The following is a 24,918-nucleotide window of genomic DNA, read 5'->3' on the forward strand; positions in this document are numbered from 1 at the left end:
TTGGGCCATGCTTGGGAGCCCAAATAAGGTCCCAAATCGGACTCAATCCAGCGGCAGCGTGACCCTCACACTGGTGCCCCGCCCAAGTTCAGAGTCGATGTCTACTGTCCCGCCGGCGTCGTGCACTGCGATGGACATCAGCAGCAGGCCGAAACCGTGCCGCCGGCCGCTGGGCGCGGCATGGATCTCGAAACCGCTGCCATCGTCCGTAATGGTGAGCTGGATGCCGTGGTAAACAGCGTTGAGGCGGACGGTGAGCTCGTTGGCGTTGGCGTAGTTGAGGGTGTTGCTGAAAGTCTCCTGCGCCACGTGATAAAGGAGTGCGGCGGCCGAAGAGGAGATCTCGATGCCGTGATGAGGGGTGTGCCAGTGGACGGTGATGCCGGTCCGACGGAGCGGCGCGGCGAGCCGGTCAATGCATCCGGCGACGCCCAGAGCGTAGAAATCCACGGGGTGTTGGTCCTGGATGATGCCCTTGACGGCAACTACCTCACTGAGTGCTGATGACTGCTCCATTGCGTCCCCCACGTCGTTGTCTTTCATACTTGAGATTCGTTGCCGAAACCCCTCGGTATTGGTGTTCCGACTGATTCCAGCGTGGCGCCGCTATATCAAGGAACCTTTTCGTTTGGCTCAAGTTCGCATCAAGTTTGTGGGGGAGGCTTGCGGGGGCGGCCGAGCTCGTGCTGGGCGCGTGTAAAAGCGCCCGACGACGGCAGGCGAGTGCCGTCGTCGGGGGCTGTGGCTTCGTGACCCTCTTTGAAAGGATGGCGGCTCGAATGCAGCCGAAATGGGTTGAATCTGGGAGCTATGGGCTTCAAAGGAGGTCAGGAAGCCACGCTGAATCCGGAGGGCTGCGCGAGGAGAAGCGGCGCGTCGGCGTCCCGGTCGCAACGTAGTATGCCATCGGTCACGGTGAGCTCAGCAACGAGGATCGAAGATCGCCGGCTCTGGATCGTGGGATGGCTGGCGCCGACGCGGTCCGGGTGGGTGAAGTAGAAGACCCAAGCCCGGTCATCATTGACCACTACGTCCGCGTGCAGCCCCGGTCCCACGTCGTCAGTGCGCCGGAAGGTGTCCCCGATGCTGCCTGCGAGGATGGTCCCTTGCTTCGTCCAGGAATCCAAGTCATTGGAACGGTGCACTTCCTGGCCGGACCAGGTGTCCACGATCATCCAGTACCAGCCGCCAAGCTGAAAAACGTTGGGCCCTTCATGACCGGTGGGCGTGGTCAGGACGTGCCCGCGAACGGTCCATTGGTGGAGGTCGTCGCTGTCCGCAGCCCAGGTCTCTGATCCGCGCACCTCATCCTTGAACCACATGCGAAAGCCGCCGCCAGGGAGTTCATGGACGCAGGCATCGATGACCCGGTTGGAGCTCAGCGGCACCACTCCATGATGTTCCCATGCCAGCAGGTCCGGGCTGGTGTAGTGATGGATCTCCATGGAATGCGGGTTGCCGTGGGCGGGGATGCCGCGGATGTAGCTGACGTACATGTGGAAGGTTCCAGCGTGCTCAAAGATTTCCGGGGCCCAGAAGGTGTTGTGGCCCCACTCGAAGTCCAGTCCCTCCAGGGTCCCGCGGTAGTCCCAGTGCGTGCCGTCGGATGACGATGCGACTCCCAGTTTGGACCCGTAGAGCCAGCTCAGGCCGTCCTCGAACGGGACTGTGGTGCGCCGGTTGGTGTAGATCATCCACCAGGCTTTCTCGAGCGGGTTGTAGATCACGGTTGGATCCGCGGCACCGTCCTCGATGGGGTCCCTGAAAAGGGGTGACTTCACCGGAGTGTTGGCATTGTTGCTCACAGGGGTCCTTGCCGGAAAGTGTTTGTTAGCGCTAACAAAGCAACACTAGGCAACGCTGGACAGCTCGTCAATGGGCGGGCGGGATCGAAATCCTGCCCGCCCATTGCGTCAAACGTGCCGTCATACTTACCAGCGGCCGCCACCGCCGCCCGGACCCTGTGACTGGGTGTACTGACCGGCGGTCACTGTTCCCTGTTCCTCAGCTCCATCCGTGGATCCCGTGGTTACCCCGGCCTTCGCATCGGCGCTGCCCCCGGTGTACACCGTGTAGCTTTCCCCGTCCGTGATGGCCGAGGAGGAGAACACCAGGGACGCAATGGTCTTGGTGGTCACGAACGTGGCAACCACGGCACCGGAGGAGTCCACAATGTGCACCGGAGTGCCGGCGGATACCGACGAGTCGAAGGTCAGCTGCACGCCGGACTGCGTGGACGAGGTCCCCGGTGTGACCGCCATGCCCGCGCTGCCTGCTGCTGCCACGGTTCCGCCGGTGACTACCAGCTCGCCGTTCACATCCAGTGCGCCGTTGCCGTCGTTGGTGGGGCCGTTGACCACCACGGTGCCGCCCGAAATGGTGGCGCTGCCATTGGAGTCCAGACCGTCGCCCTCGGAGTTGATGGTCAGCGTTCCGCCGGACACATCCACGCTGTAGTCGCCGGCTGCCATCTCTCCGCCACCCATGCCGCCACCACCCGGTCCACCCATACCGCCGCCAGCCGCGCCGGCGCCGGCGTCAGTGGAAGTGGAGGTGGACGAACCGCCAGAGGCGTTCACGCCGTCGTCGTTCGCCGTGACGGTGACGTCGCCGCCGGAGATGGCAATGTGCTGCGCTTCCAGCCCCTCCTCCGACTCGGCTACGGTGACGGTCCCGCCGGAGATGGTGAGGGTGTTGAAGGCCTTTACGCCGTCGTCGCCTGCGTTGACGGTCAGTGAGCCGCCACTGACCAGCAACCAACCGCGGCCTTCGTCCGTCTCGTTGTCCGCCTTTACTCCGTCGCCGCCCGCGGTCACTTGGTAGGCGCCGTCCAGCAGGACTGTGTAGTCCTTGCCGCGGATGCCGTCATCCACAGCGTCCACGGTGACCTTGCCGGAAGCCATCACCAAGCCGTCCTTGGACACGATGCCGTCATTGGCTTTTCCGTTGACGGTGAGGGAACCGGTCCCGGCGATGGTCAGGTCGGCCATGGAGTAGAGCGCAGCGTTGGGGGCGTCTTCGCCCTGGTCGGCGTAGGTGGTGGCGTCAGTCAACGTGTTGGTGCTGCCGTCTTGCAAGTACACGATTGCTTCGTCCGCGCTCTGCACCACAAATGGCGAACCTGCGGAGTTGCCCAGTTCCACGCCGTCCAGGATGATCCGCACGGTGTCTTCCTCTCCCGCGGCCACCACGATCTGGCCGTCGCTGAGCGAGCCGCTCAGCCTGTAGGTTCCAGCCGCGCTGATGGTCACGGTGTTGCCGTCTACCGCCACGCCGGTGGAGGACGACGACGTCACTTTGCTGCCGCCGTCGGCCAGGCTGATGGCCACTTCAGTTGCGGCGTCCCACGTGAGGTCGTCGCTGTCGTAATGGGTGTCTTCCTCGATGGTGGCGGCGGTGACTGCCTGCTGGGTGGTGGTCGTAGTGGTGGACGTGCCAGTGGTGCCGGTGGACGTTGAGCTGGTGGCGGCCGTGGAGCAACCTGCCAACGATACGGCCAGGGCGACGGCGGCAACGGAAAGGGCGGTACGGAAAGAGCGCATGGTGGGTTCCTAAGTCTGTGGAGGGAAAGTCAGTGAAGGGGGCGCAGTGGCATCCTGCGCCGGAGTGTTTGGTTCCAACGATTGGCCGGGAGCTCGGGATGGAGCGCGGCCATGCCGGTGGCGAACTTCGAGATGCGGCACGGCCGGACGCCGTGCGCCCATAAGTGCCTGTCCAAGGGCCCGGGGGCGGACCCGGATTTCGTCTCGATCACCACGGAGTTGTCCAGCATCCACGGTTGACCGTCCGGGCTCTGCCAGGTGACGTCGACATCGATGGTCGCGCGGCTACCTGACTCGGGGAGGAAGAGTGTGGTGCGGTCGTAGCGCGTAGAAAGCACTGGCTCCAAGGAACCAATGTGTACGTCCCCCATCGCTGCGGTCAACGTCTCCTTCACATAGGCCAGCCCTTCCTCGGTCAGCCGGTCGCGGTCGCACAACTCATAAGGGATCCGTTCTTTGACCGTTGCCTCCCGGGCACCTTCGGTCTTCACTTCGAGGAAGCTCACCCCGCTGTCCAAGTAGGTCCGCGTGCGGATCTTGAACCGCCGGCGCCTGCCGTGGGCAGCCAGCATATAGCTGGCCAGCGAAGGGGTATCGAAATACACGGAGTCGTAGGCGAACGTGCGGTTCCCGTTCATTTCCAGGACCCGGGCCTCGGTGCTGAAGGTGCTGAGGATGGTGCGTGCCGTGGCCGACGGAACCAGGTACTTGCGGTCCACCCGGGTCAGCAGCGCGGCTTCGGTGGTGAGTTCTTCAAGTCCGACGGCGGGCAGCTCGCCCAGCTGCGGCATGATCGGTGGGGCGTCGCTCACGCTACACCTGCCGAGGTGGGCACGGACGACTGGGTCGGCTCGGACTGCTGTACTTGCTGCGGGGACTGTGCCGGAAGTACTGGATGCGACGGCAGTTCCTGGGGCGCCGGCGAGAGCGCACCGGCGGGCTGGTCGAAGCCGAGCTGTGAGTGCCGCGGCTGCTGCGCCCGGACCGCGTACCGGACGTCCACGATTGTTTTGTCATTGACCATGTCCAGCTCCTGGATGGTGGCCGAGTGGACGGTGCCGTTGAGGACTTCCTCCAGCCGGGCATAGAGCTCGGGTTCGTTGTTGATGGCCCGGTCCAGGACCACGGTCTGGTGGCGGTAGGCGGGCAGGACCCGTGGGTTGTCGCCGACGAACATCACCAGGAGGACCAATGCCATGAGGGACAGTGTCAGCCAGAGGGGCTCCACCCCGATGCCGGCGATCAGGCCCAATGCCAGTGCCGAGAAGTAGTAGGCCACCTCGTGTTGGGCCAGTTCCGTAGACCGGAGCCGGATGATCGAGAGAACACCGAACAAGCCCAAACCAAGGCCAACACCGGCAGCCGACCCGGACAGGGCCGTGGCCACTGCCAGGACGCCAACGTTCATGCCCAGGTAGGAAACCACCAGGTCACGGCGCCGGTGGCGGCGAAGGTAGAGGGCGAGCGTCAAAATGGTGATGGCGGCCAGGTCTGCCGCGATGAGGATGATGGTGTTCATCAGTTACTCCGGAATCTCTTGGGGGATTGGTTTCCACTTTTCCCGGTCATGCTGTGCTGAAACTGTGCCGGGACCAAGGCTGGGATATGTGTTCCGCTGTCCGCGATTATTGCCGGGACAGCCGGTGTCGACGGGACAGCTGGTGCCGACGCGTCAGTACGGGCCTTCCGGATGAACAGGAAGCGCTGCTGCACGGCGTAGCTGGCACCCAGCAGGGTCACTTCGGTGACAAGTTTGGCCAGCAAGTCAGGAACGGCCAAGGACGTAAGAGTCAACATTGCGGCGTAATTGACGGCCAAGAGGGCAACTACCAAGGCCACATAGCCGGTAGCCGCGGCACGGAACGAGGTGTCCCTGCCGTGTTCAAACACCAGCCGGCGGTTGACCAGGAAGTTCACCGACGCACTGATCAGGCGGGCTCCCACTACCGCCGCCAGGAGGGAATCCGTGAGGGCACTGAGGATCAGGAACATCACCGTGTCCACCACGAACGCGGACAGCGAGGACCCGAGGAACTTCAGCAGCGGCGCATAGATCCTGATCGAGTCAGCCACAGGCCTGAAATGCGATCCCGAGTTATGGTCCAGATAGACGGTGGCGATCTCCACACTTTCAATGCCATAGCCGGCCTGTTTAGCCTCAAGCAACAGATTGAGCTCGTACTCATAGCGCTGGCCGCGGACCGTCACAAGCCACGGGAGCATGTCAGCCCGGTAGCCCCGCAGACCCGTCTGGGTGTCAGAGATCCGTTGACCCGTTGCGAGCCTGAACAGGCCACGGGTCACCGTGTTGCCAAACTTGCTGCGGGCAGGGACATTCCCGGAGAAATTCCTGCAACCGAGCACCATTGCGCCGGTCACGCTCCGGACCCGGTCCGCCACGGCAAGAATGTCGGCCACGCCGTGCTGTCCGTCGCTGTCGGCACACACAACGTCGTGGCCCGGGAAGCGCTCCGCGATGAAGGAGTATCCGCTCTTGAGCGCGTGGCCCTTGCCACCATTCACCGCGTAACTGAGCACATGGCACCCCAGCCGGGCAACGTCGTCGAACGTGTTTTGGTAGTCCGGTCCGGAGCCGTCGTCCACCACCACGATGGTCAGCCACGGGTCCGCTTCCTGGAGTTTGCGGACAATGTTGATGAGTTGATGGTCCGGCTCGTACGCCGGTATCAGGATGATCATGACTGGGCGATGTAGAGGATGTCGGAGGTGCCGCGCTCTTTGTTCTCGCCGAGCGGGTTGTTCACCAGGGAGCCGTTGAAATACATGGTGGAGGAGCCGCCGCCGTCGATGTTGTACGCGGTGGTGGCGCCAAGGTCCTTCATGATCTGCGCCAGGCCCGTCATGGTGACACCGGCGCTGTAGCCGGGGCTGCGGCCGTCCACCACCACGAACACCAGGTGGTTCTGGTCAATGACGCCGACGGCGGTGCGCGGCTGCTCGCCCTGGATGGAGTGGTTGCCGAAGTTGGTATCAACCTCCACGTCCTCGATGCCGGAGGCAATTTCGCCGTTGTCCAGCAGCGAGGGGCCAAAGGAGAGCGTGTTCCAGACACCATCCGCGATGAGCTGGTCAGCGGAGGTGGTGGTCTCGTCGTACACCTTGACGGTGCCGTCCTTGTAGAAGGCCAGGCCCTGCCGCGCTCCCTCGTCCCGGTACACCACGCCGTTGCGGATCACGATGCCAGTGTCCCGGAAGCCGTAGTAGTCGCCGTTGATGGCGAAGATGGCGTTGTGGTCTTCGGCGATCGCGGACGTGGTTTCGGTGATGTTCTCGCCGTAAGTATCCTCGGCGAACGCCGACTTCAGCGTGGTGGCATCATCAAGCACGACGTCGGCAACGTAGTACGTCACGGTGTCGTCGCCGCTGCCGGTGGTCACCGTGGAGACGGTGACGCCGGTGTCGCCCGCCGTGTACGAGGTATCCGTGACGACAGCGCTCGCCGAGGTTTCAGCGGAAGTAGCGTCCGTCGTCGTGCTTGTTCCGGCCTGGCTGGCTTCGTACTCGGAGACGTTGGTGATCTCGGCGTGCGGAACGACGAAGCGGTCCAAGGCCCAAGCTGCGGCGCCCCCGGCAGAGAGAGTGACCGCCAGAACGGCGGAGATGACGACGCGCCGTGTCCGGCCGCCCTTACGGTGTTCAGTCTGTGGAGGAGTCATGCCTCATTTCTACGGAGCAAGGCTACGCAGGAGGTTTGCCCACCTTATGCGTGGGCTGTGAAGGTTCAGAAGTGGCGACGCTCGGCCTCCCTGGCTGCTTCCTCGATGCGGTACCGGTGGGCTGCCCATTCCTCGGAGTTGCGGCTGGGGATGTTGGGATCCCCGGGCCTCTGCCCCGCGGAGCCGTCGATGAGCTCGCGGATGATGTCTGCGTGTCCCGCGTGCCGGGCGGTTTCCACGCACATGTGGACCAGGATCTGGTGAAGCGTGACGTGCTTCTTTTCCTCCGACCACCACGGCACAACCCCCGGAGCATCCAACGGGAGGGACTCAATGGTTTCGTCGCTGTGCTTCGCGGAAAAGTGGTGCAGTTCCAGGATCTCTTCCCGGCTCTCAGTTGCAGGGACCCACATATCGGAATCCGGTTCTGCGTCCTCCGCCAGCCACGGCATCTCCCTGCCGCTGGGGCGCCCGAACGTCACCCCGAAATAGTCCAGCTCCACGCTGGCCACGTGCTTCACCAAGCCCAACAGGTTGGTGCCGGTGGGGGTCAAGGGCCGCCTGGCATCGTACTCGCTGAGGTTCTCCACCTTGCCGAGCAGGTCCGCCCTCCGGAGCCGCAAATAGCCGAGCAACATCGCTTTGTCATCCATGGGGAGCACTCTACAGAGGGGGACTGACGGAATTGGGACTCCACCTCCAGATGCGACCCGGGGACCCGTGACTTCGCCGGAGCGGTGCGGGTTCGCTGGAGAGGTCCGGCGATCTGGCAGGCCTCCGGCGAATTCGTTTCGGCACGCTACCTGGACGCGTCACTCCGTATTCCGTCTTCGAATGGACCCGAGGTGTTCCCATTTGGACCCGCGTTAAATGGCTTCGATGATGCGACGGCGGTGCTACCGCGGACTCTTGTCGATCACACAGAAGCGGTTGCCGTCAGGGTCCGCGAGGACCACGAAATCCGGATCCTCGGGATACAGGTCCCAGTCAATTCGCTGGGCGCCGAGCCCGATGAGCCGCTCCACCTCGGTTGCCTGGTCCTCCGCGTAGAGATCCAGATGTGTGCGGGGATGCTCCTGGAGGGGTGTTTCACTGAGCATGAGGGCCAGCTGAGGACCGGGGCCGGATGCGGGTACCAGGATCACCCACGTGTCATCGCCCGGCTCCCGTGGGACGTAGCCCAGGGCTTCATGCCAGAACCGGGTGGCGCGCGCCATGTCATTGACGCCCAAGACAGTGCTGCCGATAGTCAACATGGGCCAAGCGTAGCGGCGGGTTGCCCGGCATGTCTTGTCCATTGCGCAGCACCAGTGCCACAGTGAACCATGGCCACTGAAGACGATGTCCGCCGCATCTGCCTTGGATTGCCCGGGGTGAGTGAGCGTCCCAGCTGGGGACAGCCCGCATGGTTCGCCAAGACCCTCATGGCCCGCATCTGGGAAGAAGGAGTGGGCACCGTCAAAACCGATGAACGCGAAGCGCTCGCAGCCATGAATCCGGATACCTTTTTCTGGACCCCGCATCACGATCAGTCTCCGCAACTCATGCTGATCCGGCTCGAGCGAATCGACACGGACGAGCTCGACGAGCTGCTGCAGGAGTCGTACCGAATCGCGGGCGGCCCCGGCAAACCGAAACCCAACTGAGTCGCAGTTAAGCGCGTTTAGTGAGCTCAAAACGGCCTGAACTGCGACTCAGTTGGGCGGACGCGCAGGCTAGACTCGGCCGCATGGGGGAACACAACACAACCGGGGAACAGTACACATCCGGGGGACAGAATACGCCGCAGCCCGCCCGCAAACCGGCTGCCGTCGTCGTGCCTTTACTGGGACTGATCGCGGTGGTCGCCGGGGTCATCGTGGCGTGGAGCAACCTGGAGACGAATGTCGGCTGGTTCGCCTATGCGCCGCTGAGCAATGAGGTGTTCGTGGGGGACAACGGCTCATTCGTCAGCAAGGAAACGCAACTCGGGCTGACCATCGCGGGCCTTGGCTTGCTGGTCCTCGCCTTCTGGGCCGGGCTCAGAATCGGCCGCCGCGGAGGCCACCCAGACCGCTGAGTTCGCCGGAAAACGACGAAATCGCCGGAAGGCTCCAGCGAACTGGCAGCTTTCCGGCGATCTCGGCGCAAGGGTAAAGACTAGGTGAGCTTCACCTGGCGGTTCATGTCCTTGTACAGCAGGTAACGGAACTCGCCCGGACCACCGGCGTAGCAAGCCTGGGGGCAGAACGCGCGCAGCCACATGAAGTCGCCGGCCTCAACCTCAACCCAGTCGTTGTTGAGCAAGTACATGGCCTTGCCCTCAAGCACGTACAGGCCGTGCTCCATGACGTGGGTCTCCGGGAAGGGGATCACACCGCCGGGCTGGAAGGTGACGATGTTGACCTGCATGTCGTGGGCGAGGTCGCTGGAGTCCGTGAAGCGCGTGGTCTTCCAAACGTCGTCGGTGTCCGGCATGGAGGTGGGCTCCACGTCCTTCTCGTTGGTGACGAAGGACTTGGCTTCGAAACCTTCGAGGCGCTCGTAAGCCTTGCGGATCCAGTGGAAGGAGACGATGTCGTCGGAGACGTTCTCCAGGCCCCACTCTGAACCCGCGGCAAGGTAGGCGTAGCCGCCCTCTTCGAGGTGGTGCAGCTCGCCGTCGAGGGTCAGGTTGACCTGGCCCTTGGTGACGAAGATGACGCCTTCAACGCCGGCCTCGAACTCCGCCTTGGGAGCCCCGCCGCCCGGTGCGATCTCGACGATCAGCTGGGAGAACGTGGTGGCGAAACCGGAGATCGGCCGAGCGATGATCCACGACCGCGTGTTGGAGAAGCCCGGCAGGTTGCTGGTGACGATGTCCGTCATGACGCCCTTGGGGATCACCGTGTAGGCCTCGGTGACGATGGCCCGTTCGGTGGTCAGTTGCGTCTGCGGCGGCAGGCCGCCCTGCGGGTAGTAGTACTTGCCCATGCGAAATGCTCCTATCAGTGCGAAGTTGGTTGTGCGAGCCGCGGGTGCGCCAGTGCGGTCAGCTGTGAAAGTTCGACGCCGGCAAGCGCCTTGACCTCGTCGGTCGCCACTGCGCCGCACTGGACGCCGCGGAGGACGAAGCCCGCAAGGGCACGGGCCGTGGCGGGCTCGTCCATGACGCCGCCTTCGGTGCGCTCAACATAGTTGCGGAGGCGCAGTGCCGCTGCGGGCAGGCCTTCGCGGTAGAAAGCGTACGACGCCGAGAAACGGCTGGGCAGTTGGGCGGCGTGCAGATCCCACCCCTGGTAGTAGCCGTTCTCCAGGGAGCGGCGAACCAAGCGGCCGTGCAACTTCCAAGCGTCCTCCACGCCATCGCCAACGGGGATGATGTTGGTGGAACCGTCGGACAGTCGGATGCCCGTACCGGCGACAGCAAGCTGCATGACTTCCTTGGCGAAGTCGGCCACCGGGTGTTCCATGGACTGGTACTCGGCGGAGATCCCCAGGGAGGCGCTGTAGTCGTACGTCCCGTAGTGCAGGGCGCTGATACGGCCCGGAACTACGTGGGGGAGCTGGGCCACAGGCGAGGTTCCGTCAGCGCCGATGATGAGCTGCGGCGTTTCCACCTGCACCTCAAAGCGGAGCCGGCCGGCGGGAAGCCCGTGGACTTCCTCAAGGCGGGACACCGCGAAGTCCATGGCCTGCACCTGGGCCACCGTGGTGACCTTGGGCAGGGTGAGGATCAGTCCAGCGGGGAGCTCGCCGGCCTCAGCCAACGTGGAGACGAACAGGTCCACGGTCTTCAGGCCGCGTGCCCGGGTGGGGGCTTCGAAGCACTTGAAGCGGATGCCGATGAACGGCGGAGCTGTTCCGGCCGCAACTGCAGTGGCAACAGCCTTGGCGGCAGCAACGGCGTCGGCGTCTTCTGTCTCGTCACCGCGGTCGCCGTAGCCGTCTTCGAAGTCCAGACGGAGGTCTTCGATCGGCTCAGCAGAAAGCTTCGCCGCCACACGCTCTGCGACAGCGGCAGCCAAGTGGGACTCCTGGCCCAACAGCTGACCCAGCTTTTCGAGGCCACCGTGGGCTTCCGCCGTCGCCAGTGCCTGGGCGCCCCACTCTGCCGCAAGGGAAGGCGTGAAGCGGTCGGCCGGGATGTAGACGGTGTGGATGGGCTGGCGTGAGCCGTCGTCACCGGGGTAGTTGCGGTCCAGCAGCTGGTCCGTCGCCTCAAGCTGCGACTCGATGTGGGCCAGATCAGAGGAAGAGAATGAGCCCATCTCAGCCCACCAGCTCGTACGCGGGAGTGGTGAGGAAGTCTGTGTAATCGTCGGACAAACAGATGTCCTCGATCAGCTTGGATGCGGGCTCGTAGTACGCCTTGAAGTTCTCGTCGCCGAACTCGATGCGCAGGCGCTCGGTTTCTTCGCCCAGGATGCGGCTGACGAGTTCGCGGGTCACGGTGTTGCCCGTGTCCGCGAGGACGGACTTGTTGCGGATCTGCTGCCACACCTGCGAGCGGGAGATTTCCGCCGTCGCTGCGTCTTCCATGAGGTTGTGGATGGCAACGGCACCGCTGCCGGAGATCCAGACGCCCGTATAGGCGACGGCGACGTACAGGTTCAGGCGCAGGCCTGCCTCGGTGACGTGGCCTTCGGCGGACGCGACGTCGATGAGCTGCTCAGCCGTGACGTTCACCTCGGGGCGCTGCTTATCCAGCTGGTTGGGACGGTCGCCCAGCACGGAGTCGAAGACTTCGCGGCAGGTGGAGACGAGGTCCGGGTGTGCCACCCACGAGCCGTCGAAGCCGTCGTTTGCTTCGCGGGTCTTGTCGGCGCGGACCTTGTCGAAGGCTGCGGCGGTGACGTCGGGCTGCTTGCGGTTGGGGATGACGGCGGCCATGCCACCCATGGCGAAGGCGCCGCGCTTGTGGCAGGTCTTGACCAGGAGTTCGGTGTAGGCGCGCATGAACGGTGCCGTCATGGCAACGGTGGCGCGGTCCGGGAGGACGAACTCTTCGCCGGCATCACGGAAGTACTTGATGATGCTGAAGAGGTAATCCCAGCGGCCGGCGTTCAGGCCCGAGGCGTGGTCGCGCAGTTCGTAGAGGATCTCGTCCATCTCGAACGCTGCCGGGATGGTCTCGATGAGCACGGTGGCGCGGACGCTGCCCTGAGGGACGCCGAGGAAGTCCTGTGCGAACACGAAGACGTCGTTCCAGAGGCGCGCCTCCAAGTGGCTCTCCATCTTGGGCAGGTAGTAGTACGGGCCCTGGCCGTTGAGGAGGAGCTGCTTGGCGATGTGGAAGAAGTGCAGGCCGAAGTCCACCAGCGCACCCACGGCGGGTTCGCCGTCGAGCAGCAGGTGGCGTTCTTCCATGTGCCAGCCGCGGGGGCGGGCCACCACAACAGCCAGGGGAGCGTCGGTGCGGAGGCGGTATTCCTTGCCCTCGGGCGAAGTGAAGCTCAGGGTTCCCTGGGCAGCGTCGCGGAGGTTCAGGATGGCGTCGATGACGTTGGGCCACGTGGGAGTGCTGGCGTCTTCGAGGTCGGCGAGCCACACTTTGGCGCCGGAGTTCAGGGCATTGATGGCCATCTTGGCCGGGGTTGCCGGGCCGGTCATCTCGACGCGGCGGTCCTGCAATGCTGCCGGTGCCTCGGCAACTTTCCAGTCGCCGTCGCGGATTTCCTGGGTCTCCGGGAGGAAGTCCAAGCGACTGGTGTCCGCAACCTTCTGGCGCTTGACGCCGCGTGCTTCCAAGAGCTCATTGCGGGTGCCGGCGAAGCGCTTGTGCAGTTCCTCGATGAAGGCCAGTGCCTTGGGGGTGAGGATTTCCTCGGCGCGATCGATCGGCCGGGGATCAGTGACTGTGATAGCCATTGGGCGGTGTCCTTTTCTAGAGTGCGCTGGCGGCGTTGGCGTGCGCAGCATTGGCTACGGCGGTCGCTACATCGGCGGCAACATGGGGATCGAAGACGCTGGGGATAATGTAACTCGCGTTGAGCTCATCGTCAGCCACCCGGTTGGCAATTGCCTCGGCGGCGGCCACCAGCATGTTCGGCGTAATGTCCGATGCTCCGGCGTCCAGCAGGCCCCGGAAGAAGCCCGGGAAGGCCAGCACGTTGTTGATCTGGTTCGGGAAATCGCTGCGTCCCGTGGCAACCACGGCTGCGTGCTTGGACGCAACAACGGGGTCAATTTCCGGCGTCGGGTTGGCCATGGCGAAGACGACTGCGTCCTCGGCCATGGAGGCCACCTGCTCTTCGCCGATCACGTGCGGGGCGCTGACGCCGATGAAGACGTCCGCTCCCTTGAGGGCGTCGTGGAGGGTTCCGGAGAAGCCTTCTTCGTTGGTGTTCGCGGCGATCCAGCTGCGGTGCTCGTCGCCGTATTCTTCGCCGGAGTGGATAGCGCCTGAGCGGCCGGCGGCGACGATGTGCTGCGCGCCCTGGGCCTTGAGGAGCTGGATGATGGCCGAGCCGGCAGCGCCGACGCCCGAAACCACAATCTTGACCTCGGAGAGCTTCTTGTCCACCACACGGAGGGCGTTGACCAAGGCAGCGAGCGTAACGATCGCGGTGCCGTGCTGGTCATCGTGGAAGACAGGGATGTCGAGTTCTTCGCGGAGCCGGTTCTCGATTTCGAAGCAGCGCGGCGCGGCGATGTCTTCGAGGTTGATGCCACCGTAAACCGGGGCCATGGCCTTGGCGATCATGATGATTTCTTCGGTGTCCTGGGTGTCCAGGCAGACCGGCCAGGCATCAACGTTGGCGAACTGCTTGAAGAGCGCGGCCTTGCCTTCCATCACGGGAAGGGCAGCGGCGGGACCGATGTTGCCCAGGCCCAGGACGGCCGAACCGTCGGTGAGGACGGCGATGGTGTTGCGCTTGACCGTCAGGTTGCGGGCTGCAGCCGGGTCCTCTGCGATGGCCATGCAAACACGGGCGACGCCGGGAGTGTAGGCGCGTGAAAGGTCGTCACGGTTGCGCAGGGCTACCTTGGGGACAACCTCCAGCTTGCCACCGAGGTGCATGAGGAAGGTGCGGTCCGAGACGTGCTGGACGGTGACGCCGTCGAGGGCGTTCAGGGCGTCCTTCACGCGGGCTGCGTGGTCGTCGTCGGTGGTGTTGCAGGTGACGTCAACAACGATCGTCTCGTGGTGGGATTCCGTGACGTCCAGCGCGGTGATTGCTGCACCGGCTGCGCCGACGGCTGCTGCCAGTTCGCTGGTAGCGGTGAAGCTCGACGGTGCGGCGACGCGCAGGGTGATCGAGTTTCCGGGGCTCGGATTCGCCATTGAAATTCCTCCTGTAAGGCCCGTTCCCGGGCCGCCGTTCCAAACTGAATGTTTTCGTATTATGGATATTATTATCTACAAAGTGGAAACACAACCCCTTGCCTGGTCATGTTCGGTGTCGTCGCGCAGGTTCGCGCTGTGCTGTATGTTGGGTGTTCTAAGCAATTCTTTTCACGATGCGGATAAGAGTTGTCGGAATCTGAGTCATTGGAGACAAGGGAATGGCTGAAAAAGCCTCCGGAGGCGTGCAGTCCGTTGAGCGCGTCTTTGAACTGCTGGAACTGATCACGGACGCGGGCGGCGACGTCACGCTGAGCGAACTTTCGTCGTCCACTGACCTCCCCCTGCCCACCATCCACCGCCTTTTGAGGACCTTGGTTTCCCTGGGCTACATCCGCCAGCTGCCCAACCGCCGCTATGCGTTGGGCCCGCGACTCATACGGCTCGGCGAGGGTGCCAGCAAGCAGCTCGGTGCTGTGGCCCGTCCGCAGCTCAAGACCCTGGTGGAACGGCTCGGCGAAACCTCCAACATGGCCGTCCTGGATTCCGATATGGTCATCTACGTTGCCCAGGTCCCGTCCATGCACTCCATGCGCATGTTCACCGAAGTTGGCCGCCGCGCCCACACGCACGATACCGGCGTGGGCAAAGCCATCCTCGCCCAGCTGGACGACGACGTGGTCCGCGGCATCGTGGCCCGCACCGGCATGCCCACTCCCACGGCCAAGAGCATCGGCGACATCGACTCCTTGCTCGCTGACCTGGCGTTGATCCGTGAGCGTGGATACTCCATTGACGAGGAAGAGCAGGAGCTCGGCGTCCGCTGCTTCGCCATGGCCGTTCCCAATGCGCCCACCCCCACCGCGATCTCCGTCTCCGGCCCCATCACCCGCGTGGACCAGAGCTTCGCAGACCGCGCCGTGCCCATGCTCCGTGAAGCAGCCAGGGCGATCTCCGCGGAGCTGAACCAGAACTAACTTCTTCACCCGCCTCCCGCCGAGGTGGCACTTAATGCCCATGTTTTCCAAAAACATGGGCATTATCTGTCAGCTCGGCGCGGGTTTTGAGCGGGTGGCTTTCTTCAGCATGGAGTTCACCACGATCGGGTGCACCGGGCGCACGACGCTGAAGTACAGCTTCCCCCTCCACCCCTTAAGTACGACGGCGGTAGTCACCCTGATCAGTCGGCCCACCGGATCAACGCCGACGGCGGCCGCGAAGTCCAAGTGCTTGTCCCGGACAAAGATCAGGGCTTCTTCGCCGGACAGCTCGCTGATCTTGAACGTGTCCTGCGGGGCCTTGGGAACGCCGATCAGAGGGACCAAAGCCTGACGCAAACCCATGGCGCCGGAAACCCAGCGGGGCATGGACTCCACGGAGAACAGCCGCTCCGCCCATTTCGTGGGGTCCGTGGTGGCACCTTCTGGAAGGACAGCCAGGCAAACGTCCGCGTAGTCCGGCGCCGGGATCTCGCGGAAGGCCAATGAGTGGAAGCAGGGAGCCTGTTCGGTCATGGGCTGATCCTACGGTGCGGCGCACCAGCGACCCGCCCACTTAGGTGCGTGCCGGCGTCGTACGTTCTTTGCCTGTCCGCTTTCCGCGCGAGGCGACAAAAGGCGGCAGTGTCCCCCAAGGAAACACTGCCGCCCGTTATCTGCGGAAGGGTGCTAGTGCTCCGACGCGCTGGAGGTCTTGAGCGGGACTTCCTTGCCGTCGGCGTCGATCAGCTTGCCGTTTTCGAAGCGGTCGCCTTCGCTCAGGCACTTGATGTCCTCTTCGCTGACAATCCGGTCGGTACCGGCGACGAACACCGACTGGTTGTCCGAGTTGCCGGCCTTGAAGTGGTTGAACAGGATGTTAAGCAGGATGGCCATGACGGCTGCCGAGCTGATGCCGGAGTGGAAGATCGTGGCGAACCAGGTGGGGAACTGATCGTAGAACTTCGGGGCGGCGATGGGGATCATGCCGAAGCCGATGGATGCCGCCACGATGATCAGGTTCATGTTGTTCTTGTACTCGACCTTGGCCAGGGTACGGATACCGCTGGCCGCCACCGTACCGAAGAGCACCACGCCGGCGCCGCCCAGGACGGGCGTGGGAACCGCAGCGACAACCCGGCCCAGGATCGGCAAGAGGCCGAGGATGACCAGGATGAGACCGCCGGCGCTGACGACGAAGCGGCTCTTGATGCCCGTGATGGCCACCAGTCCCACGTTCTGGGCGAAGGCGCTCTGCGTGAAGGAGTTGAACAGCGGGGAGATGGCGCTGGAGAGCATGTCTGCGCGGAGGCCGTCGCCGATGCGGCGGGAGTCAACCTTGGTGTCCACGATTTCGCCCACTGCGATGATGTCCGCCGAGGTCTCCGTCAGGGTCACCAGGATGACGATGAGCATGGAGATGATGGCGGCGATTTCGAAGGTCGGAGCGCCGAAGGCGAAGGGCGTGGGGAACGCGACGATGTCGCCCTGGCCAACCTTGGAGAAGTCGGCCATGCCGGCAACCAGCGCGATGATGGTGCCGATGACCATGGCCAGCAGGATGGAGAGACGGGAGATGGCGGCGTTGCCAACCTTGCTCAGGAGCAGGACGACACCCATGGTTGCTGCTGCGAGGCCGATGTTGGCCATGCTGCCGTAGTTATCAGCCTTGGCGTTGCCGCCCATGGCCCAGTTTGCGGCCACCGGCATCAGCGTCAGGCCGATGGTGGTGATCACTGTGCCCGTGACCACTGGCGGGAAGAACTTGATGATCTTGGAGAACAGGGGAGTGATCGCCAAGCCAATCAGCGAGGCCACAATGACCGAGCCGAACACCGCCTGGATCCCGCCACCGCCTTGGACGATCGCCACCATGGTGGAAACACCGGCGAAGGAGACGCCTTGGACCAACGGCAGTTGCGAACCGAACCACGGGATGCCCACGGTCTGCAGGATGGTGGCCAGGCCGCCAACGAACAAGCAAGCGGCGATGAGGAGGCCGATGTCCTGGGAGTTCATGCCGGCAGCCGCACCGATGATCAACGGCGGGGCAATGATTCCGCCGTACATGGTGAGGACGTGCTGGAAGCCGTAGGCAAAGGTGCTTCCGATGGAGAGGCGCTTGTCCTCGGGCCGTTCCGGCTGATGCTTCCGCGAAGAGGTGGTATTCGCAGGGCGGGACTTCTTTTTGATGTTCATGGCAGACTTTCTGGGTTCATGGCAGACGTCTTCGTCTGGCTAACTGTGTCTGGCTAACAAAATCTGTGGTTTTGGGGTTGGGTTTGTGTGCAGATCCGGCCTATACGGGGCGCCGTTGGCGGGACCTGCACACAAACCCTTGGATGGTGCGGGTTCTAATGCGTTTTTGCTGCGGTGTACGTGAGGGCCTAGCAGAAGCCGGCGATGCCGCTCCACGCAACGGGTGCAGCGGCGATGTTCTCGCGCTGGACCGTAGCTTCGATGAGGCCGTACGGGCGGTCAGCCGCGAAGAAGACCTCGTTGGGGTTGTCCAGGCCGAACGGGCTCAGGTCAACCAGGAAGTGGTGCTTGTTGGGCATGGAGAACTTGATCTCGTCCACTTCGCTGTGTGCTTCCAGGACCTTCTTGCCCATGTCGAACAGCGTCTGCTGCAGGGCGTGGGAGTAGTTCTCGGTGAAGCCTTCCAGCAGGAGTGCCTTGATGTCCTCGTAGCTCTTGTTGAAGTCCGTGCCGGCGAAGTCCAGGTTGGTGTTGTAGCGCCAGCGGGCGGATACATCGGTAGCCAGGATGCGGTCGGTGGTTTCGGGCAGGGTGGTGTACTTGTCGCGCGGGTACCCGACAAAGCCGGACTGCGTGGTCTTCAGGACGGTCAGGTCCTTGAGGCCGGAAATAAGGTGCGTGGTTGCGCCATCACGGACGACGACGGCGGTACGCACCTCTTGTCCGTTGCGGACGAAGCTGTGGTCGTGTCCCTCGCCGTGGGCCTGGATGCGATCCCAGCTGTAGGCCTCGGCTTCCCAGCGTCCGCCGGTAACCCAGTCGAATCCGCCGGTGAAGTGGTCTGCAAGGCGCAGCAGGAAGGACTCGGGGGAGCCGATGCCTTCACGAGCGAACGCGTAGACCGTGTTCTTCTGGGTGTCGGTGGCGACGACGTGCCCGTTGTCGCCTTCGAGGTGGGCGGCCTGGAAATCGCCGCGCAGCTGCGAAGTGACGTTCAGGTCTTCGATGTGGTGGCGGTCCGTATCCCGAGTGACTTTGACGACGCGGACTTCTGCTTTGCCGTACTGGTTTTCGCCGAGGACGATGTTGTTGCTCATGGTCATATCCCAACTTCTGTGAGGTGGAACCTACGTTCCATCAATGAAATTAAGCGCGTGTTTCCACCGCGTTTCTGGTGGAGCCGACCCAACAAAAAAGAGCCAGCATCCATGGATGCCAGCTCATTACGACCCTGCCTGCTGCTCTCAGGTTACGTGACCTGCGCCACGAACTCATTCGAGAGTAGCGCATGATTTCGGCTTGTGTATACGGGTTCCGGAGGATCGTTATGAATCATCCAAATGTGACCGGGGCAACTCACTTGGCGTTGGCGGGGGTCTTGACGCGTTGTTTCCTGACTGCCTACACTTTCCACATAACAATAAAAGATTTCCGAAGAGCGGAAACTGCATGCATGAGAAAGAGGAGGAACAGATGGACTCGAAGGATACGAACAACGTCGTGGAATTCCCGGCGCCCGGTCAGGAGCTGTACCTGCCCTTCGGTGCAACAGATCCGGACTTCTACATTCCGGCCGACTGTGACCGCAAAGCCGGCGGGTTCTCCCGTTGGCTGCGGGCACTCCCGGTGTTCGGCCGGCAGCGCCCCTAGGATCTTCCTGCATCCAAGGAGTGCGGACTCTGCGCAACAGAGCCAACGAGGCGGGCGATACCTGGGGAGGTATCGCCCGCTTTTGCGTGCCTTCTGTGTGCTGTGGCCCCTTTCCTGGCCCCCGTCTCGATGCCTCGCTGCGGAGTAGACGGTAGGCGTCGTCTAGTCCGCAGCAAGCCATCGATTCGGGCTGGGCCTGCCTCGCGAGGCGTCCTGGTTCTTAGGAGATCCCGGTCGGTTCGGAACTCGGGAGTGACTCCGGGTAGACGCTGCGCTGCGGAGTAGACGGTAGGAGTCGTCTAGTGCGCAGCTAGCCATCGATTCGGACTTTTCCACATAGGGCGGTGCACGCCTGTCCCTGGGTCGCGGGCCTGGCGAAGCTTGGCTCATGACTACTACCGCCCCCAAGGAACTCCCACCCGTCATGGATTTGTGGAGGACGGGCGAGCTTAACGAGGCAGGATTCAATGCCCGTGCCATTGCGGCCCTAGTGCGAGGGGGAGTGCTGGTGAGGCTCCGCCGTGGCTGCTACATTCGTGGGCGGACCTGGGCGGCGCAAAAACCTTGGGTCCGAAGCCGACAACTGATCGCCGCGCACGCCCATGGGACACTCACTACGTCAAGCGGGGGCTTGGTCTACAGCCATACTTCCGCTGCTCGCCTCCACCGCCTGTTCCTGTGGGACGTTGACGACCGTGTGCACATCACGCAGAAGAAGACGCCGTCGCCGATTTCGCACGGCCGCGATGTAGTCGCCCATTCCAGAATGCTCGAGGAAGGCGAGGTGGTCTTTGTGGACGGACTACCGTGTACATCGCTGGAGCGGACGGTGGTGGACTGCTGCCTGATGCTTGACTACCGGCAGAGCCTTGTCTTGATGGATCATGCTCTCCGCATTGGTGCGGATGCGACGAGGCTGGCCCAATTGTGCGCAGCGCTGTCAGGCAGAAACGGAGTGCTTTCGCTGCGACGCGCTGTGAAAAATGCCGATGCCCGATCCGAGTCACCGGGCGAGACTCTAAGTCGGGAACTTCTCATGCGACTCCGCATTGAGCAACCAGAACTTCAGGTGGAAGTTCGAACAACCGCAGGTAGGCATCGCTTGGACTTTGCATGGCGCGACAAGAAGTTGGCCTTGGAGTTCGACGGCAGGGTGAAGTACTTCGACTACGCGCCAACGGAAGAGGTCATTTTTCACGAACGACAGCGCGAAAAGGCACTGATGGAGGACGGGTGGACGTTCATTCGCATCAAGTGGCGGGACTTGTTCCAGGAGCAGGAGTTCAAGTTTCGCGTGCTGCGGGCTCTCCGCGCAGCCGGATAGATGACTCGCTGCGCAACAGACGACTCCTGCCGCCTAATGCGCAGCGAAGCATCGAAATGGCAAAATGTGATCTGCGTAACAATCGGCAGGGTGCTTAGGGCTTCACGTAAGCTGGGCTGACGGCCACCCTTTTGGGTCTTCAAGGTCGTTGCAGCCCTGACTGACGGGTTGCGCTTGCTCGCTCGATGGCGCCGGACATATGGCCGCACGCGTCGCACCGCAGCATGTCGAGTAAAAATTGACGCTCGTCATCGAGCTATGCCAGGACGTTCACTCTGGCTAAAATCCCTGCCTTGGCAGGAGACAAACGAGCCGGGCGTGGGGATCCGGCGCCGCAGCGGCCGATGTGTGGCTGCTACCCCAAAGGAACATGTCATGAAACTCAAGGTCTCAATGCTTGGGGCGGTGATTGCGTTGGCTCTCGCTGGGTGCACGACGCCAACGCCGACACCGACGACAACCGCAACGGCACCCACGTCGTCGCCTACTGCTACCACTGCAACCCCGACGGCGACTCCCACTTCTACTCGCACTGCAACCCCGACGGCGACGCCCACCCGCACTGCAACTCCGACGGCGACGCCCACCCCGACACCGACGTCTACCCGTACTGCAACTGCGACGGCGACGCCGACGCCGACGTCTACCCGTACTGCAACTCCGACGGCGACGCCCACCCCCACGCCGACGTCTACCCGTACTGCAACTGCGACGGCGACCCCGACGCCGACGCCGAGTGCGACCACGGCCACCCCAACCCCAACCCCGGGCACGGGTAGTCTCGCCAACCTGGCGCGGGTTCCCTGGGATGGCGGCCCTGGGTATTGGGCAAAGTTCCCCGGCGCAGTGAAGCTCAACAACCCCAACCTGTTCCCTGTCAGCGTCTATTACGGCAAACCTGAGCACGCCACCCAGCTGAAGGACATCGGCGTGAACGTCTACCAGAACGCAGAGCACGACGGCTCCACGATGGCCTCCATTACGAACACGGGAATGCTGGTCATCGCCGGAACGGAATGGTCCCGCACTGAAGTGGGCAGCAATCCGAATGTGGTGGGCTGGGACACCTATGACGAGTGCGACATGCTGGGGCTCGGCTGCAACGGTTCAACCTATGAGCAGAACCTTCAGCAGATGAAGAACAAGGTGGCCCAGATCCGTGGTTTCAATGACGGCAGGTTTGCGTTTGCCAACTATTCCAAGGGCATCCTGGGCACCTATTGGGCGCCTGGTCTGATGGACGACTTCATGGCTGCCGTTGATGCTGCCTCCGTTGACAATTACATGTACGCCCGGGCGGATCTGCAGGATGAATTGAATCGGACGCCAGCATGGCCGCAGGGTGCTAAGACGGCCACCTCGGCGGCCTATGGCTGGCAGATGGACCAGATGCGGAAGTTCCAGTCGGCACCGGGCATTCATCCGAACTGGATTTTTGTTGAGTCGGCACGCCCGTTCCTGAATGCCTCCAATGACCGCACCATCACACCGGAGCAGATGGAAGGCGCTATGTGGTCCGGCATTATTCACGAGGCACGCGGGATCAGTATCTTCCAACACAACAACAATGGCCAGGCGGGCTTCGGGACGTATTCACTGGTACAGGCTCCGGCTGACCGGAAGGCAAAGATCAAGACTGCCCTTGCCGGCATCCAGGCCTTGGCACCTGTACTTAATACGCAGAGTTATGTGTGGAACGCGGGCGCCACGGGCACGGACACGATGCTCAAAGCGAAGGATGGGAGTGCATATCTCTTCGCTGGGATCGGTGTGAATGGTGCTACCGGCGCCAAGACGTTCACTCTTCCGGCCGGGATTACCGGTACGCAGGTGGAGGTGGTGGGTGAGAACCGCACCATCTCTGTCCAAAACGGAAAGTTCACGGACTCGTTCGCCAACGAGTACACGCATCACGTCTACAAGGTCACCATCTAGGAAACTTCTCGCCATCGGCAAACGAAGTCGCTGGAAACCAGCGAAATCGCCGGAACGTTCCCTGCGAAGGGGCAGCGTTCCGGCGATTTCGCGCAAGGGGGAAGCCAGAGCTACCCCGCAACCAACTTCCGGGCCGCAGCCGAGTGCTCAGCAATCAGCCCGGCAACGTCCAGCCGTGGAATCGCGCCATCAACAACCCTCCAAACACCGCCCACCATCACCCGGTCGGCCCGGTCTGCCCCGCAGAGCAGCAACGCAGCTACGGGGTCGTGGCTGCCGGAGAAACGCAGCTCGTCGGGCTTGAATAGGGCCAAATCCGCCTGAAGCCCCGGGGCCAGCTGTCCAATATCGGAGCGACCCAGAACTGCAGCCGACCCACGCGTTGCCCAGCCGAGCGCGCGTTCCACGGGAACCGAAGCGCCGTAGCGGAGCCGCTGCAAATACAGTGCCTGCCGGGCTTCGAGGATCATGTTGGAGGCATCGTTCGACGCCGATCCGTCCACTCCCAGCCCAACCGGGACACCCGCTGCTTCGAGTTCCAGGACCCGTGCGGTTCCGGAGGCCAGGCGCATGTTGGAGGTGGGGCAATGCGCGACGGCGGTGCCCGCGGCTCCCAGCCGCGCAATCTCCTCGTCGTTGAAGTGGATGCCGTGGCCCAGCCAGGTCCGGTTGCCCAACCAGCCCACGGACTCCAGATAGTCCACGGTCCGCAGCCCGAACATGGATTTGCAGAAGTCTTCTTCGTCGATCGTCTCAGCGAGGTGCGTGTGCAGCCGGACATCGAACCGCTCAGCCATGGCCGCAGATTCGGCCATGATTTCCTTGGTCACGGAGAAGGGTGAGCACGGGGCAAGCGCGATCTGCACCACGGCCCCATCGCCGGTTTCGTGGTACTGACGAATCAGCCGCTCGCTGTCCGCAAGGATCGCCTCAGGTGACTGGACCGTGGTCCTGGGCGGCAGCCCGCCGTCGTCCTCTCCCAAGGTCATGGACCCGCGGGTCAAGGTGGCGCGCATTCCCATGGATCGCACGGCTGCCACCTCAATGTCGATGGCGTCTTCCATGCCGTCGGGGAAGAGGTAGTGGTGGTCGGCGGCGGTGGTGCAGCCGGAAAGCAGCAGCTCAGCCAGCGCAACCTGCACGGCAAGTTCAAGGCTGCGGGGGGTCAACCGCGCCCACACGGGGTAGAGATTCTGGAGCCACGGGAACAGGGGAGCGTTGGCCACGGGCCCCCACGCGCGGGTGAGGGTTTGGTAGAAGTGGTGGTGCGTGTTGATGAGGCCGGGCAGAACCACGTGGGAGGAGGCGTCAAAGACGGTGGCGGGAGACGAAGGCTGTCCGCCCGACGGCACCAGCTCTACGATTTTCCCGTCGGAAACCACCAAGCCGCCACCGGCGTCGAGGTCGTTTGCGGTGAAAATTCCCAGCGGATTCTTGATCCAAAGACGGGTCATAACAGGTTCCTTGTCTGGTCGGCGTGTACGCGTTCCAGCTCAGTTAGGCCCTGTCTGCTGATCCAGGTTGCCGGACCGCCAGAAAGCGGCCCAGTCCGAAAAGCGTAGAATGCTCGACGGCGGCAGTCAACGCCCGCGGGGTGCCTGCGGTCACAATCGGGCACCAGCCCCGCAGCATCAGTAATTTCGCATGACGAAATTAAGTTTTCAAAAAACTATGGCGCGGCTCACAAACGTGGTGTTACGCTCTAACTGCCAAAGGCGGGCACCCGGACCTCGGGAAGCTATCTACCAGGCGCAACTTAACCTTCATCGCACATGCTGAAGCCTGGTAACCAAGCTAACTGGAGCTCATCTCTGTAGCGCCCCCAAACAGGTCACCTGGCTTCCTCAGCACTAAGGAAGTCGCAACATGAGTACAACCGTCACGGCCGAGCAATTCCTGGCCACATCCATTGAGCTGGCAACAGCCAATGTCCTTAACAGTGGGGGCCCGTTCGGCGCCGTCATTGTCACCGCGGACGGACGAGCCTTCGAAGGCGTCAACCGCGTCACCGCCACGAATGATCCCACCGCACACGCAGAAGTCACGGCCATCCGTAACGCATGCCGCGAACTGGGGACCTTCGATCTCAGCGGAGCAACCCTCTATACCAGCTGCGAGCCATGCCCCATGTGCTTGGCCTCCGCACTCTGGGCACGCGTTGACCGCGTGTTCTTTGCCGCAGACCGTCACGACGCCGCATCCGTCGGTTTCGATGACGCTGTCTTCTACGAGTACTTCGAGAACGACAACCGGGACGCGCTGATGCCGGTAGCCAAGCTGGAACTGGGCGATCCCCAGGCTCCGGCGGCCCTCCAGCCGTTCAACACCTGGAACACGCTTGATTCCAGGATTGACTACTAGGGCCCGG

Annotated in this window: 25 protein-coding genes; 8 read left to right on the plus strand and 17 right to left on the minus strand. The window is 63.0% G+C overall.

What is annotated here, in order from left to right; translation table 11 throughout:
* Window positions 1–42: 42 nt before the first annotated feature.
* The 9 genes from AB4Y77_RS09690 to AB4Y77_RS09730 form a co-directional block, all read right to left on the minus strand.
* Window positions 43–543, minus strand: coding sequence for a sensor histidine kinase (locus AB4Y77_RS09690; protein ID WP_311215235.1), 501 nt, complete (start codon window positions 541–543; stop codon window positions 43–45).
* A 284-nt stretch (window positions 544–827) separates the two neighbouring features.
* A complete protein-coding gene (locus AB4Y77_RS09695) occupies window positions 828–1,805 on the minus strand; it encodes a family 43 glycosylhydrolase (RefSeq protein ID WP_442013759.1) in 978 nt (325 codons plus the stop codon).
* A gap of 126 nt (window positions 1,806–1,931) precedes the next feature.
* On the minus strand, window positions 1,932–3,542 hold the full coding sequence (locus tag AB4Y77_RS09700; protein ID WP_442013760.1) for a carbohydrate-binding domain-containing protein: 1,611 nt from the start codon (window positions 3,540–3,542) through the stop codon (window positions 1,932–1,934).
* Window positions 3,543–3,571: 29 nt separating this feature from the next.
* Window positions 3,572–4,333, minus strand: a complete 762-nt coding sequence (locus tag AB4Y77_RS09705; protein ID WP_442013789.1) for a polyphosphate polymerase domain-containing protein — start codon at window positions 4,331–4,333, stop codon at window positions 3,572–3,574.
* A gap of 17 nt (window positions 4,334–4,350) precedes the next feature.
* On the minus strand, window positions 4,351–5,061 hold the full coding sequence (locus tag AB4Y77_RS09710; RefSeq protein ID WP_311215238.1) for a DUF4956 domain-containing protein: 711 nt from the start codon (window positions 5,059–5,061) through the stop codon (window positions 4,351–4,353).
* The gene (locus tag AB4Y77_RS09715) at window positions 5,061–6,242 is read right to left on the minus strand and encodes a GtrA family protein (protein WP_442013761.1); all 1,182 of its coding nucleotides are present in this window, start codon (window positions 6,240–6,242) and stop codon (window positions 5,061–5,063) included. The genes AB4Y77_RS09710 and AB4Y77_RS09715 overlap by 1 nt, the downstream gene beginning before the upstream one ends.
* Window positions 6,239–7,219 carry a phosphodiester glycosidase family protein gene (locus tag AB4Y77_RS09720; RefSeq protein ID WP_442013762.1) on the minus strand — a complete coding sequence of 327 codons (981 nt, stop codon included), beginning with the start codon at window positions 7,217–7,219 and terminating at the stop codon, window positions 6,239–6,241. Before AB4Y77_RS09720 ends, AB4Y77_RS09715 begins: the two co-directional genes overlap by 4 nt.
* Before the next feature lie 65 nt (window positions 7,220–7,284).
* Window positions 7,285–7,872, minus strand: a complete 588-nt coding sequence (locus AB4Y77_RS09725; RefSeq protein ID WP_442013763.1) for a DinB family protein — start codon at window positions 7,870–7,872, stop codon at window positions 7,285–7,287.
* Between the two features lie 243 nt (window positions 7,873–8,115).
* On the minus strand, window positions 8,116–8,475 hold the full coding sequence (locus AB4Y77_RS09730; RefSeq protein ID WP_442013764.1) for a VOC family protein: 360 nt from the start codon (window positions 8,473–8,475) through the stop codon (window positions 8,116–8,118).
* Between the two features lie 69 nt (window positions 8,476–8,544).
* Here AB4Y77_RS09730 and AB4Y77_RS09735 point away from each other — a divergent pair, with 69 nt between their 5' ends.
* Window positions 8,545–8,865, plus strand: a complete 321-nt coding sequence (locus tag AB4Y77_RS09735) for an MmcQ/YjbR family DNA-binding protein (protein WP_442013765.1) — start codon at window positions 8,545–8,547, stop codon at window positions 8,863–8,865.
* An 83-nt stretch (window positions 8,866–8,948) separates the two neighbouring features.
* On the plus strand, window positions 8,949–9,278 hold the full coding sequence (locus AB4Y77_RS09740; RefSeq protein ID WP_442013766.1) for a hypothetical protein: 330 nt from the start codon (window positions 8,949–8,951) through the stop codon (window positions 9,276–9,278).
* 80 nt (window positions 9,279–9,358) lie between these two features.
* On the opposite strand, the gene AB4Y77_RS09745 is transcribed toward AB4Y77_RS09740, so the two are convergent.
* The 4 genes from AB4Y77_RS09745 to AB4Y77_RS09760 are packed head-to-tail and all read right to left on the minus strand — an operon-like array spanning window position 9,359 to window position 14,465.
* Window positions 9,359–10,171 carry a bifunctional allantoicase/(S)-ureidoglycine aminohydrolase gene (locus AB4Y77_RS09745; protein WP_159705765.1) on the minus strand — a complete coding sequence of 271 codons (813 nt, stop codon included), beginning with the start codon at window positions 10,169–10,171 and terminating at the stop codon, window positions 9,359–9,361.
* Between the two features lie 14 nt (window positions 10,172–10,185).
* Window positions 10,186–11,448, minus strand: coding sequence for a DUF6986 family protein (locus tag AB4Y77_RS09750; protein ID WP_442013767.1), 1,263 nt, complete (start codon window positions 11,446–11,448; stop codon window positions 10,186–10,188).
* A 1-nt stretch (window position 11,449) separates the two neighbouring features.
* On the minus strand, window positions 11,450–13,048 hold the full coding sequence (gene aceB, locus AB4Y77_RS09755; RefSeq protein WP_442013768.1) for a malate synthase A: 1,599 nt from the start codon (window positions 13,046–13,048) through the stop codon (window positions 11,450–11,452).
* Between the two features lie 16 nt (window positions 13,049–13,064).
* Window positions 13,065–14,465 carry an NAD-dependent malic enzyme gene (locus AB4Y77_RS09760; RefSeq protein WP_442013769.1) on the minus strand — a complete coding sequence of 467 codons (1,401 nt, stop codon included), beginning with the start codon at window positions 14,463–14,465 and terminating at the stop codon, window positions 13,065–13,067.
* A gap of 221 nt (window positions 14,466–14,686) precedes the next feature.
* On the opposite strand from AB4Y77_RS09760, the gene AB4Y77_RS09765 reads away from it, so the two are divergent.
* Window positions 14,687–15,442, plus strand: coding sequence for an IclR family transcriptional regulator (locus AB4Y77_RS09765; protein WP_311215249.1), 756 nt, complete (start codon window positions 14,687–14,689; stop codon window positions 15,440–15,442).
* Between the two features lie 69 nt (window positions 15,443–15,511).
* Here AB4Y77_RS09765 and AB4Y77_RS09770 read toward each other — a convergent pair whose 3' ends face one another.
* From AB4Y77_RS09770 to pucL, 3 genes are all read right to left on the minus strand, one after another.
* Entirely contained in the window at window positions 15,512–15,979 is a 468-nt protein-coding gene (locus AB4Y77_RS09770; RefSeq protein ID WP_442013770.1) for a DUF2867 domain-containing protein, read from the minus strand.
* A 153-nt stretch (window positions 15,980–16,132) separates the two neighbouring features.
* Complete coding sequence (locus tag AB4Y77_RS09775; RefSeq protein ID WP_311215251.1) at window positions 16,133–17,641, minus strand: nucleobase:cation symporter-2 family protein; 1,509 nt, start codon at window positions 17,639–17,641, stop codon at window positions 16,133–16,135.
* Window positions 17,642–17,829: 188 nt separating this feature from the next.
* A complete protein-coding gene (pucL, locus tag AB4Y77_RS09780) occupies window positions 17,830–18,744 on the minus strand; it encodes a factor-independent urate hydroxylase (protein ID WP_207594695.1) in 915 nt (304 codons plus the stop codon).
* Between the two features lie 370 nt (window positions 18,745–19,114).
* Between pucL and AB4Y77_RS09785 the strand changes: the two genes are divergently transcribed.
* The 4 genes from AB4Y77_RS09785 (at window position 19,115) to AB4Y77_RS09800 (ending at window position 22,550) form a co-directional block, all read left to right on the plus strand.
* Window positions 19,115–19,291, plus strand: coding sequence for a hypothetical protein (locus AB4Y77_RS09785; RefSeq protein WP_014922716.1), 177 nt, complete (start codon window positions 19,115–19,117; stop codon window positions 19,289–19,291).
* 388 nt (window positions 19,292–19,679) lie between these two features.
* Window positions 19,680–20,615 carry a type IV toxin-antitoxin system AbiEi family antitoxin domain-containing protein gene (locus tag AB4Y77_RS09790; protein WP_442013771.1) on the plus strand — a complete coding sequence of 312 codons (936 nt, stop codon included), beginning with the start codon at window positions 19,680–19,682 and terminating at the stop codon, window positions 20,613–20,615.
* A gap of 293 nt (window positions 20,616–20,908) precedes the next feature.
* Window positions 20,909–21,394: a hypothetical protein gene (locus AB4Y77_RS09795; protein WP_442013772.1), complete on the plus strand. Its 486-nt coding sequence runs from the start codon at window positions 20,909–20,911 to the stop codon at window positions 21,392–21,394.
* A gap of 67 nt (window positions 21,395–21,461) precedes the next feature.
* A complete protein-coding gene (locus tag AB4Y77_RS09800; RefSeq protein ID WP_442013773.1) occupies window positions 21,462–22,550 on the plus strand; it encodes a hypothetical protein in 1,089 nt (362 codons plus the stop codon).
* Between the two features lie 110 nt (window positions 22,551–22,660).
* Here the strand turns inward: AB4Y77_RS09800 and AB4Y77_RS09805 are convergent, their stop codons facing one another.
* A complete protein-coding gene (locus tag AB4Y77_RS09805) occupies window positions 22,661–24,004 on the minus strand; it encodes an 8-oxoguanine deaminase (protein ID WP_311215405.1) in 1,344 nt (447 codons plus the stop codon).
* Window positions 24,005–24,416: 412 nt separating this feature from the next.
* On the opposite strand from AB4Y77_RS09805, the gene AB4Y77_RS09810 reads away from it, so the two are divergent.
* Window positions 24,417–24,911, plus strand: coding sequence for a nucleoside deaminase (locus AB4Y77_RS09810; protein WP_017200639.1), 495 nt, complete (start codon window positions 24,417–24,419; stop codon window positions 24,909–24,911).
* The last annotated feature ends 7 nt before the right edge of the window (window positions 24,912–24,918 follow it).

Origin of the sequence: Paenarthrobacter sp. YAF11_1 (genome assembly GCF_052113445.1) — a bacterium.
In the GTDB taxonomy this organism is placed as follows: domain Bacteria; phylum Actinomycetota; class Actinomycetes; order Actinomycetales; family Micrococcaceae; genus Arthrobacter.

Coding starts and splice junctions, on each gene's coding strand:
- AB4Y77_RS09810 (WP_017200639.1), top strand. CDS start 24,417: ATGAGTACAACCGTCACGGCCGAGCAATTCCTGGCCACATCCATTGAG.
- AB4Y77_RS09750 (WP_442013767.1), bottom strand. CDS start 11,448: ATGGGCTCATTCTCTTCCTCTGATCTGGCCCACATCGAGTCGCAGCTT.
- AB4Y77_RS09805 (WP_311215405.1), bottom strand. CDS start 24,004: ATGACCCGTCTTTGGATCAAGAATCCGCTGGGAATTTTCACCGCAAAC.
- AB4Y77_RS09710 (WP_311215238.1), bottom strand. CDS start 5,061: ATGAACACCATCATCCTCATCGCGGCAGACCTGGCCGCCATCACCATT.
- AB4Y77_RS09720 (WP_442013762.1), bottom strand. CDS start 7,219: ATGACTCCTCCACAGACTGAACACCGTAAGGGCGGCCGGACACGGCGC.
- AB4Y77_RS09705 (WP_442013789.1), bottom strand. CDS start 4,333: ATGCCGCAGCTGGGCGAGCTGCCCGCCGTCGGACTTGAAGAACTCACC.
- AB4Y77_RS09760 (WP_442013769.1), bottom strand. CDS start 14,465: ATGGCGAATCCGAGCCCCGGAAACTCGATCACCCTGCGCGTCGCCGCA.
- AB4Y77_RS09775 (WP_311215251.1), bottom strand. CDS start 17,641: ATGAACATCAAAAAGAAGTCCCGCCCTGCGAATACCACCTCTTCGCGG.
- AB4Y77_RS09715 (WP_442013761.1), bottom strand. CDS start 6,242: ATGATCATCCTGATACCGGCGTACGAGCCGGACCATCAACTCATCAAC.
- AB4Y77_RS09765 (WP_311215249.1), top strand. CDS start 14,687: ATGGCTGAAAAAGCCTCCGGAGGCGTGCAGTCCGTTGAGCGCGTCTTT.
- AB4Y77_RS09725 (WP_442013763.1), bottom strand. CDS start 7,872: ATGGATGACAAAGCGATGTTGCTCGGCTATTTGCGGCTCCGGAGGGCG.
- pucL (WP_207594695.1), bottom strand. CDS start 18,744: ATGACCATGAGCAACAACATCGTCCTCGGCGAAAACCAGTACGGCAAA.
- AB4Y77_RS09730 (WP_442013764.1), bottom strand. CDS start 8,475: ATGTTGACTATCGGCAGCACTGTCTTGGGCGTCAATGACATGGCGCGC.
- AB4Y77_RS09690 (WP_311215235.1), bottom strand. CDS start 543: ATGAAAGACAACGACGTGGGGGACGCAATGGAGCAGTCATCAGCACTC.
- AB4Y77_RS09700 (WP_442013760.1), bottom strand. CDS start 3,542: ATGCGCTCTTTCCGTACCGCCCTTTCCGTTGCCGCCGTCGCCCTGGCC.
- AB4Y77_RS09740 (WP_442013766.1), top strand. CDS start 8,949: ATGGGGGAACACAACACAACCGGGGAACAGTACACATCCGGGGGACAG.
- AB4Y77_RS09745 (WP_159705765.1), bottom strand. CDS start 10,171: ATGGGCAAGTACTACTACCCGCAGGGCGGCCTGCCGCCGCAGACGCAA.
- AB4Y77_RS09735 (WP_442013765.1), top strand. CDS start 8,545: ATGGCCACTGAAGACGATGTCCGCCGCATCTGCCTTGGATTGCCCGGG.
- AB4Y77_RS09770 (WP_442013770.1), bottom strand. CDS start 15,979: ATGACCGAACAGGCTCCCTGCTTCCACTCATTGGCCTTCCGCGAGATC.
- aceB (WP_442013768.1), bottom strand. CDS start 13,048: ATGGCTATCACAGTCACTGATCCCCGGCCGATCGATCGCGCCGAGGAA.
- AB4Y77_RS09790 (WP_442013771.1), top strand. CDS start 19,680: ATGACTACTACCGCCCCCAAGGAACTCCCACCCGTCATGGATTTGTGG.
- AB4Y77_RS09785 (WP_014922716.1), top strand. CDS start 19,115: ATGGACTCGAAGGATACGAACAACGTCGTGGAATTCCCGGCGCCCGGT.